The sequence below is a fragment of the Candidatus Accumulibacter cognatus genome (assembly GCF_000584975.1).
Lineage (GTDB): Bacteria > Pseudomonadota > Gammaproteobacteria > Burkholderiales > Rhodocyclaceae > Accumulibacter > Accumulibacter cognatus.
This window is the reverse complement of the sequence record NZ_JDST02000005.1, coordinates 14,158-30,526: the sequence shown is the minus strand read 5'-3', so window position 1 is coordinate 30,526 and position 16,369 is coordinate 14,158. Positions and strand designations below refer to the sequence as shown.

At 59.1% G+C, this 16,369-nt stretch carries 12 protein-coding genes; 7 read left to right on the top strand and 5 right to left on the bottom strand.

All coding sequences use genetic code 11. The features are described 5' to 3' along the window. Window positions 1–460: 460 nt before the first annotated feature. From AW06_RS01420 to actP, 4 genes are all read left to right on the top strand, one after another. On the top strand, window positions 461–1,486 hold the full coding sequence (locus AW06_RS01420; RefSeq protein WP_046536546.1) for a diiron oxygenase: 1,026 nt from the start codon (window positions 461–463) through the stop codon (window positions 1,484–1,486). Between the two features lie 78 nt (window positions 1,487–1,564). Beyond that, on the top strand, window positions 1,565–2,626 hold the full coding sequence (locus AW06_RS01415) for a 2Fe-2S iron-sulfur cluster-binding protein (RefSeq protein WP_034944531.1): 1,062 nt from the start codon (window positions 1,565–1,567) through the stop codon (window positions 2,624–2,626). Between the two features lie 328 nt (window positions 2,627–2,954). After that, on the top strand, window positions 2,955–3,266 hold the full coding sequence (locus AW06_RS01410) for a DUF485 domain-containing protein (RefSeq protein ID WP_034944453.1): 312 nt from the start codon (window positions 2,955–2,957) through the stop codon (window positions 3,264–3,266). Continuing rightward, entirely contained in the window at window positions 3,263–4,933 is a 1,671-nt protein-coding gene (gene actP / locus AW06_RS01405; RefSeq protein WP_034944451.1) for a cation/acetate symporter ActP, read from the top strand. The genes AW06_RS01410 and actP overlap by 4 nt, the downstream gene beginning before the upstream one ends. 130 nt (window positions 4,934–5,063) lie before the next feature. Here actP and paaX read toward each other — a convergent pair whose 3' ends face one another. After that, entirely contained in the window at window positions 5,064–6,047 is a 984-nt protein-coding gene (paaX, locus tag AW06_RS01400) for a phenylacetic acid degradation operon negative regulatory protein PaaX (protein WP_171047365.1), read from the bottom strand. A 355-nt stretch (window positions 6,048–6,402) separates the two neighbouring features. On the opposite strand from paaX, the gene paaI reads away from it, so the two are divergent. Together paaI and AW06_RS01390 are read left to right on the top strand one after the other, a co-directional pair. Then, window positions 6,403–6,924 (top strand): hydroxyphenylacetyl-CoA thioesterase PaaI, encoded by a 522-nt coding sequence (gene paaI / locus AW06_RS01395; protein WP_046535657.1) that lies wholly within the window; start codon window positions 6,403–6,405, stop codon window positions 6,922–6,924. A gap of 91 nt (window positions 6,925–7,015) precedes the next feature. After that, window positions 7,016–7,714, top strand: a complete 699-nt coding sequence (locus tag AW06_RS01390; protein ID WP_046535658.1) for an alpha/beta fold hydrolase — start codon at window positions 7,016–7,018, stop codon at window positions 7,712–7,714. 99 nt (window positions 7,715–7,813) lie between these two features. On the opposite strand, the gene AW06_RS01385 is transcribed toward AW06_RS01390, so the two are convergent. The 4 genes from AW06_RS01385 to AW06_RS01370 form a co-directional block, all read right to left on the bottom strand. Beyond that, window positions 7,814–9,736 carry a 3-hydroxyacyl-CoA dehydrogenase NAD-binding domain-containing protein gene (locus tag AW06_RS01385; RefSeq protein WP_034944448.1) on the bottom strand — a complete coding sequence of 641 codons (1,923 nt, stop codon included), beginning with the start codon at window positions 9,734–9,736 and terminating at the stop codon, window positions 7,814–7,816. Then, entirely contained in the window at window positions 9,733–11,049 is a 1,317-nt protein-coding gene (locus AW06_RS01380) for an acetyl-CoA C-acetyltransferase (protein WP_034944445.1), read from the bottom strand. The genes AW06_RS01385 and AW06_RS01380 overlap by 4 nt, the downstream gene beginning before the upstream one ends. Before the next feature lie 72 nt (window positions 11,050–11,121). After that, window positions 11,122–13,470 (bottom strand): acyl-CoA dehydrogenase, encoded by a 2,349-nt coding sequence (locus AW06_RS01375; protein WP_046534990.1) that lies wholly within the window; start codon window positions 13,468–13,470, stop codon window positions 11,122–11,124. A 72-nt stretch (window positions 13,471–13,542) separates the two neighbouring features. Further along, on the bottom strand, window positions 13,543–14,277 hold the full coding sequence (locus AW06_RS01370) for a TetR/AcrR family transcriptional regulator (RefSeq protein WP_034944442.1): 735 nt from the start codon (window positions 14,275–14,277) through the stop codon (window positions 13,543–13,545). 206 nt (window positions 14,278–14,483) lie between these two features. Between AW06_RS01370 and AW06_RS01365 the strand changes: the two genes are divergently transcribed. After that, window positions 14,484–16,325, top strand: coding sequence for an ABC transporter ATP-binding protein/permease (locus AW06_RS01365; protein WP_034944517.1), 1,842 nt, complete (start codon window positions 14,484–14,486; stop codon window positions 16,323–16,325). Window positions 16,326–16,369: the final 44 nt, after the last annotated feature.

The following is a 16,369-nucleotide window of genomic DNA, read 5'->3' as shown; positions in this document are numbered from 1 at the left end:
GGCCTAGCAATAATCCTAATGAGAAACGTTACAAAGAACACGACGGACTGTCAAGGTCTTGTATCGATAATAACTCGATGCCAGATCGGATGTACGATCAGAACGCATCCTTAATGGTAATAACATCAGGAAATTTATACGATCTTTCGAACACCATAGGCCTTCCCAGATGATTCGGCAGGCGCCTGTAGAACCGGGCTGCACCGACCTTAAAGTAACACACAAGTGGTTGACACACCCTAAAAACATGTAACATTATTAGGCCAATTGGCGGGTCGGCGAGTCTGACAACGGCAGATTTTCTGTGCCCCAGCCCCTACCGTCCAAGGCTTGGGTTCCTAGCAGTTCTTTGATTTCGCAACGAGCAGTACCGCTCTGCGGACGGCTCCACGGCACCCCCCGCAACGCCACACCCACCGGTGTCTCGGGACCACGCAACCAAATTGAAAGGGAATCATCCATGTCGAAACATGAGCGCATCGCTGGCAAAATGGAATTGCCGACGGCAACCGAGCAGCCCAACATCTTTCCGCTGAGTTGGCCTGCCAAGACCAGGAAACTGGAAGACATTTGGGATTCTTCGCTGCGCGAAGCCTGGGACCCCAAAAAACTTCCCTGGAACACCCTGGATCTGTCGAAATACTCGTGGGAGCAACGGGAAGCCATAGCCTATTGGTGGACCATCCTGTCCGTTTTCGACGCCTCCGCGCCCCCCGTATTCGCCGCGGCACTGATCAAGACCTACGAAGCCCATGAGGAAGAGGCCGTCAGGCGCTGCTTTTTCTCGGTGACTCGTGACGAGCAGAACCACGAGCAACTGTGCGGAATGGCTATCACCAGACTGCTTGAACACCCCGATGTTCTTACTTACGTTCCGAAAACAGAGATCGGCCGGAAAGCCCAGAAAAATGCGCACTGGCTGTACTACAACGGCTCCCGTTATTGGGAGGGGTACAAGACGGCAGTCCCCAAATACAGTCTCGCCGTTCTTTTCAGTTCCTTCCTGATGGGCGAAATCGCCGCCGCGACGATCTTCCACCAGATGGCTGCGCAATGCGTGGAGCCGGTGTTCAAGGAGGCATTCCGCAATGTTGGACGGGACGAAGGACGGCACATGGCGATTTGCATGTCGCTGATGGAGCGCGACTATCCCAAACTCGACCTCACGGATCGGCCGCTGATCACCAAGCAGATCCGAGCCGGATTCCTGTTCCTGTCAGGCGTTCTCTTCGAACCGCCAGAGGATTTCTGGGATATTCCGAAGGACTTCATCGCCAACCAGCGCGAAGCTGAAGCCATTGCCCGCAGCGCAGGTTTCCACATCCCGGAATATGAAGCGAAGAAAGACAACTGGCGCAACGCGATGCTCAACCTCAAGGGAGTTCTCGACAAGTTCGACATTCCCTTCCCGGCAATCCCCGAGGTGGGTATCACCGGCGAGGAAATTCGCGATGTGGACATGGAGGACATCATTCCAGTGTTCTAGACCGAAAACTTTTTCGTTAGGGGAAGGAGGCCCGTTGCTGGGCCACCGTTGATCACTTGGTTGAATACGTGAATGGCCATGAAACATATTCGTTTGCACCCTTCGGGACACATCGTCGAATGTCAGGAAGGTAGCGCGGTACTCGAAGCGCTGGAAGCCGCCGGTTATGCCTTGCCCAACAATTGTCGTGCCGGGGCCTGTGGAGAATGCAAGGTTAAGGTTTTGAGCGGCACCTTCGACCAGGGCTTCGTTCTGGACATGGCCCTTTCCCAGCAGGAGCGCCATGAGGGTTACGGGCTGATGTGCATGGCCAAACCAATTTCCGATGAATTGGTCATCGATTGGGGTACCGAGGATGCCCAGCCAAAACTCTTCCCGCCCCGAGAAAACCAGGAGTTCATCGTCGTCGATCGCCTGATGCGTACACCCCGCATTCTGGAATTGCGGCTGCGGCCACTTGCCTCACCCATGCGTTACTGGCCAGGACAATACATCATGCTCGGCTCACCCCAGTCCGGCATTCCCCCGCGCTCTTACTCGATTGCCAACGCCCCCCGACCAGACGGCGAAATCTCTCTGCAAATCACGCGCGTCGACGACGGCGTCACCAGCGCATGGGTACACCAGCATCTGAATGTCGGCAACACCGTAACCTTGTCGGGACCCTATGGCACATTCATCGGTGATCCTTCGGTTGACGCGCCGGTGCTATGCATTGCTGCTGGTTCAGGCCTAGCGCCGGTACTGGCCCTGGCTGACGCGGCCTTGCGTCGTGGCTACAGCCAACCGGTCACCCTGTTGTTCTCTGCACGTACCACCCACGATTTGTATGAATCGGGCCTGATGGCATGGTGGCAAGCCAAACACCCGGGGTTTCGCTACATCTATACGCTGACACGCGAACAGCATGAGGGTCTCTGTGGCCGCGTGCCCCAGGTCCTCCCCTCTCTGTTCAGCGATCTGTCGGATTTCTCCATTTTCATCGCTGGCAGCCCTGCTTTCGTTGAAGACTGTGTCTCGGCAGTAAAAGCCTTGGGCGCCAAGCCCAAGATGATTCATAGCGAAGGCTATTTCCAACAACAACGGCCTGTGGTCGCACCCATCAGCCACATGGTCTCGCTTCAGACCCCGATCAGCTAACAGGATGCGTTGTGGGTGAATGCGCCCTTGACGACGGCCCGCCTGCACACCCGCTTCCCACGGCCACCTCAGCACGATCGTAGAAGCTAGAAGCATGTGCTCGTCATCACATACAGAACTGACGGTCGAGCGCCTCGCTGCAGGAAGCGCAGGGCACTGGATACGTGCCATTCACCCCGCTCAGGAGCCCAAAGGAGGGAAGCCTATGTAGGAAGATGAAAGAACCTGTTTTCGCGGTTGGGGACTGATATCAAAAAAACCAGCAGACCATCGAGGGATGCGTGCAAATTCAGGCACCTCGAATTCATCAAGAGGAGACAAGATTCGTATGTCCACCGAAATCTACCAAAGGATTCTCAGCCATCCTAGATACGCAGAACTGGTCAGGCGCCGAAAGCGACTGGCCTGGCTATTAGCTGGCAGCACACTGGGCGTGTTCTTTTCTTTCGTATTGATCGTGGCGTTCAAACCAAGCATCTTGGCAACACCCGTATCAAGTGCCGGCGTGACGACCATCGCCATCCCCCTGGGGGTGGCGATGATCGTGTTTTTCTGGGTGGCGACCGGCATCTACGTTCGCCGTGCCAGCCGCGATTTCGACGGCCTGAGCGATCAGATTGTACAGGAGGCCAACCAATGAGTGGACTGACGCCAAAATCGATCACGAGCCTTGGATTGCTGACCTGGACAGGCCTGGCGTTGGCTACGCCAGGAAGCCAAGCACAAACCGCCAACATTCCGGCCATTGCAATGTTTCTGCTCTTTGTCTCGATCACGCTCGCGATCACTTATTGGGCAGCCAAGCGTACAAGGACGGCCAGCGATTACTATGCTGCAGGGGGAGGCATCACCGGCACCCAGAATGGCTTCGCGATCGCTGGCGACTTGCTCTCCGCAGCAACACTACTCGGCATCAGCAGCCTGATTTTCGCCAAGGGCTATGACGGCTTTCTCTATTGCCTGTGCCTGATCGTAGCCTTTCCGATGATTCTTTTCATCATGGCGGAGCGGCTGCGCAATCTCGGGCGCTATACCTTTGCCGATGTCACGTCTTTTCGTCTGTCGCAGCGTCCCGTACGCACTACAGCGGCGATCTGCTCCCTCACTGTAGTCATTTTCTACCTGATCGCTCAGATGGTGGGTGCCGGCCAGGTAATCAAGCTGTTGTTCGGGGTCGAGTACTGGATCGCCGTAGTTGCAGTAGGCGTGCTGATGGTCATCTATGTAACTTTCGGGGGAATGCTGGCCACAACCTGGGTGCAGATCGTCAAGGCTGTTCTGCTGGTTTCCGGCGGCACCTTAATGGCCTTGCTGGCTTTCTCGAAATTCGGCTTCAGCTTCGAAACGCTGGCCAGCAAAGCCGCCGCCGTGCATAAGGACGGAATCAAGATCCTCGCCCCCGGTGTCATGTTCTCCGACCCGATTTCCGCTGTTTCTCTGGCACTTGGAATGGTCTTCGGTACCGCCGGTCTGCCGCACATCCTGATGCGTTTCTTTACGGTACCGAATGCCGTGGAATCGCGCAAGAGTGCCTTCGTTGCCACCGGCCTGATGGGCTTCTTCTTCCTGATGATCGGCTTGATCGGGCTGTCGGCCGTCGTACTCGTCGGCACCGATCCGCAGTACTTCGAGGGAGGAATCGTCGGCGGGAAATTGCTGGGCGGCGGCAACATGCCAGCAATGCATTTGGCACATGCCGTGGGCGGAAACCTGCTGCTCGGCTTCATGGCGGCGGTGGCATTTGCAACCATCCTGGCAGTAGTGTCGGGACTCGCTCTCGCCGGAGCTTCGGCGATTTCGCATGACATTTACGCCAACGCGATCAAGAGGGGTACGGCGACCGAGGCTGAAGAAATCAAGGTGTCCAAGATTGCCTCTTTGGGCTTGGGCGTGCTCGCGGTCATTCTCGGGATCATGTTCGAGAAGCACAATCTGGCATTCCTATCTGGCCTCACGCTGGGCATTGCCGCCTCGGCCAATTTCCCGGTACTGATACTCTCGATGTACTGGCAAGGTCTGACCACTCGCGGTGCCGTTCTCGGTGCCATGGTTGGACTGATCTCTGCCTTGACGCTGGTAGTCTGCTCCAAGGCGGTGTGGGTTACCGTCCTCGGCAATCCGACCGCGTTGTTCCCCTACGAGCAACCTGCACTCTTTTCGATGCCTCTGGCATTTCTCGCCGCCTGGCTCGGATCGGTTCTCGACACCAGCGAAACCGCAGCCCGAGAAAAGGCCGCCTTTGCGGAACAGGACGTGCTGGCCGAAACTGGCTTCTACAAGAAGCAACAAGCCAGTCCGACCGCGTAAAGCCAAAGAAGGATCGCGCAGCAGTCGCATCGCAGGGGCACCGACCGTTAGGCCAGTGCCCCTGTTGCGGTTCTATTCGGCCCGAGGATTGCTGCCAACGCTCTTCGTGAGTCGCTGGATAATTTCCACATTATTTCTCGCCGGCATGATCTGATACGTCAAGGCGAAGGCAGCGCAGCGGATCGTCTTCGGCGAAACGCTCGTATACGATCGGTTGTAGAGGTGGACAAACACCGTCCGCGGTCAACAATAGACGGTCAAGATGGCGCTCGGCAGGCACCAGCAATCGTCGGTAGAGATCCTTGCAGAGCAGCCGCGCGCGCTCTCCCGGCCACTCCGCAGGCAACAATTGCTCGGGAAGTTCCGGGTCGCGCAGTAGCAAGCGCCGATAGTCGTGAATCAATAGTAATCGCAGGAGAAAAGCGCCCTCTTCATCGGCTGTGGCAAGGGGATCGCTACGTAGTTCCACCAGGACAGAATTATAGGTACTGACGAACTCGGCATAGGCCTGCCCGAGTTCGCGCAGGTCCCAGGCCCGTGCGACCAAGTCGGCGTTTCCAGCTGTACCCACCAGGCTGGCATCTGCGGCAAGCAACGGCATCAACCCGGCCAGCAAATGCGCCAGACCGTCCGCCAGCAGTGCGTCAAGGACACGTGGCAGGTCCGCGCTGGGGTGCACGAAACACTCCGCGCCCAAGGCACCAAAACCTTGCCAGAAGAGAGCTCGGCGCAGGGCCTCGCGGTCCTTCTGAGCGAACGCGCCAAGTACCAGAATTTGTCGCCAACGACGATCCCAGTGCGGCGCGCGGGCAGCATAGATTTGTCGCGCTGCATCGGCACAGCGACGCTCTCCGGAAGTCGTGAGGCGGTATTCGCTACGACGGCCCAGTGCTTCGCTACACAGCCATTCGTCTTTGGTCAGGCGAAAGACGGCAGTCCTGACCGAGCGCTCATTGATCCCCAAGGGCCCAAGCAAATGAATCAGGCTGCCCAGCCAGACTCGCCCGCCCCGCGGCAACACGACATCGCCAAAGAGCGAGACAATCAAGGAACCGGCATGCACCCGCCTCTGCCGTCTGAATTCGTCGATCCGCGTGTGTATCGCGACACTCATCGGCGCGCCATTCCTGTGGCGTCATCCAGTATCGCCTTTCCCCGAAGAGACAGCAAACGGCACCGCCTGGTCCACGTGACGGCGACTTGCCCGTCGTGCAGCGAATCCGGCACTGCCTCGATCAAACGGCTTTCCTCTCGAACCAGTTTCTGTGAGTTCTCGTCCATTCGCCCCAGGCTGTCAGCTCGACTCCTGTTACCAGCAAGCCATCAACTAGAAGGTAAAATTGTCAAAAAGCGCGTTATGATACGCCTTTTAATATCAATCGGCTTGTTTTGTACCATTTTTACCGGTCCTGCCAAGCAATACGCTGTCACTCGCAGCCCAATCAATGTCTTTTCCGAAAGGAACCTGCATGTCCAAGTCCAATAGCGCTGGGCACAATGCACCAGCTCCGATCTTGCTCGCTGAACAAACAGCCGCAGCAATGTACAGCCGCGACGCTGCACTGAAGCTGATCGGCATCCGTCTGATGGCTGTCCGACCAGGGTATGCGCGACTCTCGATGGTTGTTCGACCAGATATGGTCAATGCTCATCATATCTGCCATGGAGGTTTCCTTTTTACCCTCGCTGACTCCGCTTTTGCCTACGCTTGCAATAGCTATAACCGTAACACGGTTGCCTCGGCCTGCCACATCGACTTCCTCAGCCCTGCACGTGAAGGCGAAGAACTGGAAGCCGAGTGTGAGGAGCGTTCTCTCGCCGGGCGCACCGGGGTCTACGACACAACCATCCGCGACCGCAAGGGACAGGTCTTGGCTCTTTTCCGCGGCAAGTCCTACCGCATCGCCGGAGAAGTCATCACTGGACTGGAAGCCGAGGACAGTCGCCATCGTTCGGCCCCGAGCAGCAGAATCGAGGGCAACCCTCAATGAAGCACCGGGAAGCGACTCGGCTCCATCCGGCCACCATGGTAGTGCACGGCCTTCCCCCAGATCGAACACGCCCATTCATGCGGAGTGCAACTTGGATCATGAGGTAACGTCTGACGAGGGACACGCCGGCGAATTGGTGATCCTGGTGCACGGCTTGTGGACGCCAGCCGCGGTGTTCGTGTTGCACAGCCGATGGCTCGAGCGCCTTGGCTACCGTACGTTGCGCTTCGGCTACCGCAGCGTGCGTGCAACCTTGTCGGAAAATGCCGCGGAACTGCAGACCCGTGTGGCCGAGACCAGCGCAGAGAGCATCCATTTGGTGGGCCATAGCCTAGGTGGTCTGATCATCCTGGACATGCTGGCGCAGACCGGCGATCCCCGTCTGCGCCGGGCCGTCCTGCTCGGCACCCCCTGTAGTGACAGCTACGCTGCGCGTCGCCTGTCAAGCTTTTGGGGGCTCCCTACACTGCTTGGGCAATCGACGATGGAGTGGCTATCCAGGGGCCCCGACGCCACCACGCTGCAGCGATCGACGGTCGAAGTCGGAGTATTGGCGGGCACGCGTAGCGTCGGTTTGGGGCGAGTGCTAGCGGACTTGCCGACACCGAACGATGGCCTCGTCACGCTGGCGGAGACGCGACTGCCCGGCGCCACCGATTTCATCGACCTGCCGCTAGCACACTCGGAAATGCTCGTCTCGCGGCGTTGCGCCGCACAGATCGTCTATTTCCTGGCAAGTGGTCGTTTCATGCACGCGGCAGACCCGGAGGAATTTCCCCGAATCGAGTAGCACGCAGAGAACCCCGAAAAGTGATCTTCGGTGTGGCCGCATCGGCGTCCGTCCCGCAAGACTGAGATGGCGAAGGGTTCGACCGTGACCATTGCCACTTCAGGCCTGATGCCCCTTGACGTAATTCATCGGCCCCCCGGTAAAGGGAGCGAACCCGGTACCGAAGATCACACCGGCATCGGCCAGATCGGCATCGGCAACGATCCCGTCGCTGACGAGTTGCTGCGTCCGGTCAAGCAGGGGCTTCACCAAGCGGGCGGAGAGGCCAGCGGGAACGGTTCCCGCCGGCCCTTTGGCGGGTCGGCCAGCAGGATAGTCGTAGAAACCCCGGCCAGTTTTCCTGCCGAGGTGGCCAGCATTGAAACGTTCCAGCAGGCATTTCGGTGGCTCGGCTGCGGCCTCTGCAAGGCTTTTGCCCGCAGCCATGGCAACGTCGAGTCCGACCATATCAACGAGTTCGATCGGGCCCATCGGCATGCCGAAGGCGAGCATCGCCTCGTCCACCGTTGCCGCCGAGAAACCCTCATCGACGGCGCGCATCGCTTCGAGCATATAGGGTCCGAGAACGGCGTTAACCAGGAAGCCCGGCGCACTTTTGACCGGTAACGGCAGGCGATCGATCTGTTTGACGAAAGCGGTCCCGCGCTGCAGCATTTCAGGATCGGCACCTGGAGCGGCAACGACTTCGACCAGCGGCATCTTCGCGACCGGGTTGAAGAAGTGAATCCCGATCAGACGTTGCGGTCTGGCCAGCACCGTGGACAAGTCCTCGATGCGCAGGCTGGAAGTGTTCGTCGCCAGCACCGCGTCAGCCTTGATCACCGCTTCGAGCTTGGCGAGCAAAGCGCGTTTGGCGTCGAGGTCTTCGAAAATTGCCTCAATCACCATGTCCGCCTGGCGTGCACCGTGGCCTTCCGGGTCAGGAATCAGCCGGTCCATGACGTTGCGCAGTTCGCGCTTGTCCCGGATGCGCTGGCTCCATGCCGCATAGGCGCGTTGCAGGGCCGGAGCAATGCGCGCCATTCCCTGATCCTGCAGAGTGACGGTCAGCCCGCGCAGGGTGCACCAGGCCGCGATGTCGCCGCCCATCACGCCGGCACCAACGACATGAACGCGCCTGACTGTATCACTGCTGGCCTTGCCAAAGTTCTTCAGGCGTTCCTGCAGGAAGAAAACACGCACCAGATTGCGCGCCGTCGGCGAACGGACCATGCGGTCGATCAGCGTCGGTGCTGCCAACGCATTCCCCTGGTGATTGGCCCATATGTCGATGATCGCGTATGGTGCCGGATAATGTTCGCGGCGTGCGCGCCTGCCGACCTGCTTTCTTGCAGCACTCGCCACCAGACCCTTCAACGGACCATTGAGCAGGCGCTTCAGCAGGGGCGGATGGCGGCGCGGCTGATTGGCGAGCACCAGCAATGCCGCGGCGCCATCCATGACGCGTGCCGGTACGCAGTCATCGGCCAGCCCGATGCGTTTCGCCTTGACGGCATCGATCGTCTTGCCGGTCAGCATCATGTCGAGCGCCGCTTGCGGGCCAATCCGTTCCGGCAGGCGCAACATGCCCCCCCAACCCGGAACGATGCCGAGCATCACTTCCGGCAGCCCCATCCGGGTCGAGGGCTCGTCAACCGCCAGCAGATAACGACACGCCAACGCTAGTTCAAGCCCGCCACCCAGGCAGTGGCCGCGTACCAGCGCCAGCGTCGGATAAGAAACGGCTGCCAGACGGTTGAAGAGATGCCAGCCACGCGCCACCAATTCGATGCCCTTCTCGGCAGTATCAAGCTGTGTAAACTCCTGGATGTCGGCACCGGCAATGAAGCCGGCCGCCTTCCCCGACCGGAAGATTAACCCTTTCGGTGGGCTACGATCGAACTGGTCGAGAAGCTGCGCGAGTTCATTCATGACCGCACTGGAAAGCGCATTGGTCGACTCGCCAACGCGGTCGAGCGTCGCCCAGGCGATGCCTGCCGCGTCCACCGACACCCGCCAGTTCTGAAACCCATTGATATTCATGAAGTTCTCCGTTTTACCTGTGCCTGATCGAAGGTTTCCAGCAGCATCGCCCCGCCCTGGCCACCACCGATGCAGATTGCGGCGATACCGCGCTTCGCCCGGGCAATACGCAGGGCCTGCAGCAGATGCAGGACGATGCGAGCGCCGGAAGCGCCGACCGGATGACCGATTGCGATGGCACTGCCGTCGATGTTGAGACGCTCCGGCGCGATCTGGCCAAGCGCGCCCGGCAGACCGAGCTGCTCGCGGCAATAGTCGTCCGACGCCCAGGCCGCGAGGCAGCCAAGCACCTGTGCTGCAAAGGCCTCATTGATTTCCCAGAGGTCGATGTCCGCCAACCCAAGCTGATGGCGCTGCAGGATCTGCGTTGCGGCATGTACCGGGCCGAGGCCCATCTGCGCCGGATCCAGGCCAGCCCACTGGCTGTCGATAATGGCGCCAAGCGGCTCGAGCTGCCACTCTTCGACCGCGGCCGCCGAAGCCAGGAGCAACCATGCGGCCCCATCGCTGATTTGCGAGCTGTTGCCCGGAGTCACGCGGCCATACTTGCGGTCAAAAAACGGCTTGAGCTTGGCGAGTCCGGCCATGCTCGAATCGGCACGTACCCCGTCATCATCGTTGTAGACCTTGCCCTTGCCATCAACGAGCGGAACGATCTCGCCAAGGTGCCCGGCGGTACGCGCAGCGACGGCACGCTGGTGGCTGCGAACGCTGTATTCATCCATCTGCTGGCGTGAGATACCGAATCGCCAGGCAAGGTTCTCGGCGGTCTGCCCCATCAGCAGACCAACGACCGGGTCGGTCAGACCCTTCAACAGGCCGATTACAGGAGACAGGGCTTGCGACAAACGTAGCCGGGTGAACAAGCCGATCTTCTGGCTGAGCGTCCGGGCCTGCATCATCTGAGCAAACCAGCGCACCATCGTTTCGTTGTATAACAGTGGTGCATGCGACAGCGCGTCGACACCACCGGCAAGCACCAGACGCGAACGTCCATTCTGAATGTTGGCCATCGCCGAGTCGATCGCCTGCATGCCGCTGGCGCAGTTGCGCATCACGGTCCAGGCCGGCACCCGGTGGCCGCAACCCAGACGCAGGGCGACGAGACGGCCGATGTTGACTTCATCGGGCGATGGACTGACACAACCAAGAATGACCTCATCAAGGTCACTCGGCAAAAACGGCTGGCGGATCAGCAGTGCGCGTCCGACCTGCACCGCCAGATCGCTCGCCGTGAACGGCCCGGGTGCATTGCGCCCTTTGAGAAAAGGCGTTCTCGCGCCATCGACGACATACACGGGCTGAAATCCCATGAACTCTCCTTCTGCCAAACAAGAGGGCACGGAACAACTGCTCCGCACCTTCCAGGGCTCTCGACCGGTTGTCTAGGCGGCTTTGTGCAGCAGCGGCTGTTGCCGCACATGCCCGAGGTCATGCGGGAAATCGTCGACGCGAATGACGATGTCGCGCAGTTCGTTACGCCTCTTGAGCACGGCGTACTCTGCCGCGGTAACGATGCCAGCGGCAAACGACGCATGCGCCAGGTCGCGGACATTGGCATCGGGATTGTCGGTCAGTACGCCACTCTTTTCAGCAGCGCGAATCTTGGCTTCGATCGGTTCAGCGGCAATGGTTGCCGCCAGCGCCAGTTCGAGTGCGCCGACGGCTTCGCTTTCGACCTTGGGCAGATAGGATTCGGCGGTCAGACGGTCGCGCGCAGCCGACGGTTCGATCAGCAACTTTGCCACCTGATGACCAATCCGATCCGAGGGCACGTCGTATGGGTGCCCAAGAGGAAAGACGAGACGGTAGAGCATGCGCGCGATCCAGCGCACCGGAAAATTTGCAATCACCCCGTCAAACGCCATCTGCGCCTTGTACATCGCATCCCACATCGCCCAGTGCATCAGCGGCGCGTCGGCCTGCTGACGCCCTTCCGACTCATAGCGCTTAAGCGTTGCCGAACACAGATACAGCATCGACAGGATGTCGCCAAGCCGTGCCGAGAGCTTTTCCCGGCGCTTCAATTCGCCGCCTAGAACCAGCATCGAGATGTCTGAAAGGAAGGCGAAAGCCGAGGCAAAACGCGTCAGCTGTTGGTAGTAGCGCCGGGTTTCCGGAGCGACATTGGCTGGCACGGAGACGAAATGCGACCCGGTCAGGCCCTTCCTCAGCGCCCCGAAAGCATGTCCGATGGTGAACACCAGGTGACCGAAAAAGGCCTTGTCGAAATCGCGCAGACCCTGTTGCGGATCCGGATTGAAAGCCGATTTCATCTCCTTTAGGACATACGGATGACAGCGGATGGCTCCCTGACCAAACAGGATCATGCTGCGCGTCAGGATGTTTGCCCCTTCCACGGTAATCCCGATCGGCAGCTGCTGATAGGCACGGCCAATGAAGTTCGATGGCCCAAGACAGATCCCCTTGCCGCCGACGATGTCCATACCATCATTGACGACCTGGCGGGCGCGCTCGGTGACATGGTATTTGGCAATTGCCGAGACCACCGATGGCTTCTCGCCGAGGTCGATGGCACCAGCCGTCATGATGCGCACGGCATTCATCATATAGGTGTAGGCCCCGATGCGCGTCAGCGGCTCTTCAACGCCTTCGAAGCGCCCAATCGCCATTTTGAACTGACTGCGAACGCGCGCGTAGGCACCGACCGTGCGAGCCGTCAGTTGCGCCATGCCGGCGTTCGACGACGGCAGCGAGATCGAGCGACCAGCCGCCAGACACTCCATCAGCATCCGCCAGCCTTGACCCACCATTGCCGGGCCACCGATCACGTAGTCGAGCGGCATGAAGACGTCCTTGCCGCGTGTCGGGCCATTCATGAACATGGCGTTGAGCGGGAAGTGGCGACGACCGATTTCTGCACCGGGCGTGTCACGCGGCACCAGCGCGCAGGTGATGCCGAGATGCTTCCTGCTGCCGAGTAGACCATCCGGATCATAAAGATGGAAAGCCAGACCGAGGATGGTGCACACCGGACCGAGGGTAATGTAACGCTTGTCCCAGGTCACACGCATGCCGAGCACTTCCCGGCCCTGCCACATGCCCTTGCAGACAATGCCGACGTCGGGGATCGAGCCGGCGTCTGAACCGGCCCAGGGGCTGGTCAGGGCGAAGGCAGGAATCTCGATTCCCTTGGCCAATCGTGGCAGGTAGTGGTTCTTCTGCGCTTCGGTTCCATAGTGCAGCAACAGTTCGGCGGGACCGAGCGAGTTGGGCACCATCACCGATACCGATAACGCCGAACAACGCGTCGACAGTTTGGTGACGATCTGCGAGTGGGCGTAGGCCGAGAATTCGAGACCGCCATACTTCTTCGGGATGATCATCCCGAGAAAGCCCTTGTCCTTGATGTACTGCCATGCCTGTGGTGGCAGATCGTATAATTCGTTCGTCACCTGCCAGTCATCCACCAACGCACAGACCTGCTCGACCTCATTGTCCATGAAGGACTGCTCTTCCGGCCTGAGCGTTGGCACCGGATAGGCGAGCAGCTTTTCCCAGTCAGGATTACCGCGGAACAGTTCGCCGTCCCACCACACCGTGCCGGCCTCGAGCGCAACGCGCTCGGTATCCGACATCTGTGGCAGAATCCGTTTGTAGGTATTGAAAATTGGCCGGCTAATCAGTGCTCGCCGCAAGGGGCGAAAGCCGAATAGCACGACCAGACTCACCAGTGTGATACCGATGATGATCGAGACGACCGTTGTGATCATTGCTGCTTCTCCTATTGCTGGTCCTGGGTGTTGTATGTTGGACCTTGCGCTTCGCGCCTTGTCCCTGGAATATCAGACCGTCTTCGAAGACGGCTCTTTTTGTTTATTGGCTTCCTCATGAAACTGGGGCAAGGGTGCCCGCAGGCCACCGAGCAGAAATGGCATCAGCCGTTCTGCCAGGCGTCTGGCCAGCACCGTATCCGGGTCGTCGCAACTGGCTTCGCCCGCGAGGTCTCCCACTTCGCAACCGGTGACGACCTGCAGCACGTCGGTACCGGCAATTGCGTAGGACATGGCGCCCAGCATGAAATGCAGGCGCCAGACAATCTCTGCTTTTGGAACGTCCGGCAAGGCACGAAATAGCGCCCGCTTGTAGCGATCGATCACTTGCGCATACTCACCGGCAAAAAAGGTTCGAATGAACTCAGCTGGCTCGGTCAGGGTTCGCCCGAGCAGACGCAGAAAGGTCATACCACCGAGTGACGGGTCCTCACCCATTCGCAACAAGGTACCGAAAAATGCTTCGAGTATCTGCGACGGTTTGAGCGGTGCGCCGGCAGCCTGCGCTTCGAGCTTGTCGAGGGCCTGCAGGCGCTGCTCGTTGAGCCAGGTCAAGCGACGCCGGAAGACCTCGCACAACAACGCCTCTTTCGAACCGAAATGGTAGTTCACCGCCGCCAGGTTGACTTCCGCCGCGCTGGTGATCGCCCGCATCGACGTCGCTTCGTAGCCGTTGTCCATGAACAGACGTTCGGCAACGTCCAGGATGCGCTCACGGGTATCGCTTGTGGTTTTCTGATCGGACATAGAATCGCTCGCTGACCCAGGAAATGCTGCAATATGCGCTTCGAATGACTGGCAACAATATATATAGTTCAAACGTTCGTTTCAATGTTAGGGCCATCGCTTTCCGAATGCAAGTTTTTTTGCCGCTTTCTGAACCGATCCTTGAGACCTCACTCGACAACAGGGCATACTCCAAGGATCAGAAACCCGATCGATACGCCAAAGCCATGCGCCGAGCCGCCTCCCCCTACCCTGCAACCGAACGACCCGCGGCCGCCGACAGTCATCTCTGGTTGACCCTCAACAAGTTGCTGCCCTATCTGTGGCAATACAAATGGCGAGCCTTTATGGCCCTCTCGTGTTTGTTCAGTGCAAAACTGGCCAATGTCTGCGTGCCGCTGGTTTTCAAGGAGATGATCGACGGCCTGAGCAGCACGCAACAGGCACTCGCCTTGCCCGCCATGCTGCTGCTGCTCTACGGCACACTGCGTTTTTCGACCTCGCTGTTCACGGAGTTGCGCGAGATTCTCTTTGCACGCGTCACGCAACGCGCTGTACGCCAGATCGCGCTGGAGGTTTTCCGACACCTGCACGACCTCTCGCTGCGTTTTCATCTGCAAAGGCAGACTGGTGGCGTTTCACGCGACATCGAGCGCGGCAGCCGATCGATCTCCAGTCTGATCAGCTACACGCTCTATTCGATTCTCCCGACCCTGGTTGAAATCACGCTCGTCCTGACAATCCTCCTGGTCAGGTACGACAGTGCCTTTGTCCTGATCACCCTGGCTTCGTTGACGGCCTATGTGGTATTCACGGTCAAGGTCAGTAACTGGCGGATCGGCATTCGCCGAAAACTCAACGAAATGGACTCGGCAGCAAATACTCGTGCCATCGACAGCCTGCTCAACTACGAAACGGTCAAATACTTCAACAATGAGCAGTACGAGGCCCGCCGCTACGATCAGCAGATGCACCTATGGGAAGACGCGGCGACCAGAAGCCAGGTCTCCCTGTCCTGGCTCAACCTCGGCCAGCAGATCATCATTGCTTTGGGGGTCACGGCGATGATGTGGCGAGCAGCCAGTGGTGTGGTCGCGGGCTCAATGACCCTCGGCGATCTGGTGCTGGTCAACGCTTTCCTGATTCAACTCTACATGCCACTCAACTTCCTCGGCGTGGTGTACCGCGAAATTCGCCAGTCGCTGGCGGACATCGAGCGTATGTTCGACTTGCTCGCAGTGCACCGGGAGATCGCCGATGCGCCAGACGCCATGACCCTGCCGGCTGCTGGCCCGATGGAGATCCGCTTTTCCGATGTGGACTTTTTCTATGAAACCAACCGGCAAATTCTGTACAGCGTTGATTTTGTGATTCCGGCCGGGCGCACCCTCGCCGTGGTCGGCGAGTCAGGTTCCGGAAAATCGACCCTGGCACGGCTGCTCTACCGCTTCTACGACATCAGCAGCGGTCATGTCCGAATCAACGGGTACGATCTGCGCAAAATCACCCAGGCGAGCCTACGTGCAGCCATTGGCATCGTACCGCAGGATACCGTGTTGTTCAACGACACCATTTACTACAACATTCAGTACGGCCGGCCCGAGGCCAGCCGCGAACAGGTGCTTGCCGCAGCCACCGCGGCACAGCTCGCGGGGTTCATCGAACTGCTCCCCGATGGCTACGAAACGCGGGTCGGCGAACGCGGACTGAAACTCTCGGGAGGAGAAAAGCAGCGTGTTGCTATCGCTCGGGCGCTGCTCAAGAACCCGCAGGTATTGATCTTTGATGAAGCGACGTCGGCACTCGACTCAAAAACCGAGAAAGCCATCCAGGCGAGTCTGGACAACGCGGCTCGCGGCCGCACGACACTGGTGATCGCCCATCGCTTATCGACGATTATGAATGCCGACGAGATCCTGGTGATGGATGCCGGCCATATCGTAGAACGCGGCTCACACCTTAAATTGCTCGACGCTGGCGGCCTGTACGCGCAGATGTGGGCACTGCAACAACTGGAGGAGTCCGGTGCAGCTGTTCCAACCGAATCGTCTCCAATACGCTGTTCATAGCCAAAGAGCAAAAAAAGCCAGGCCCACAGCCTGGCTCTTGCGCG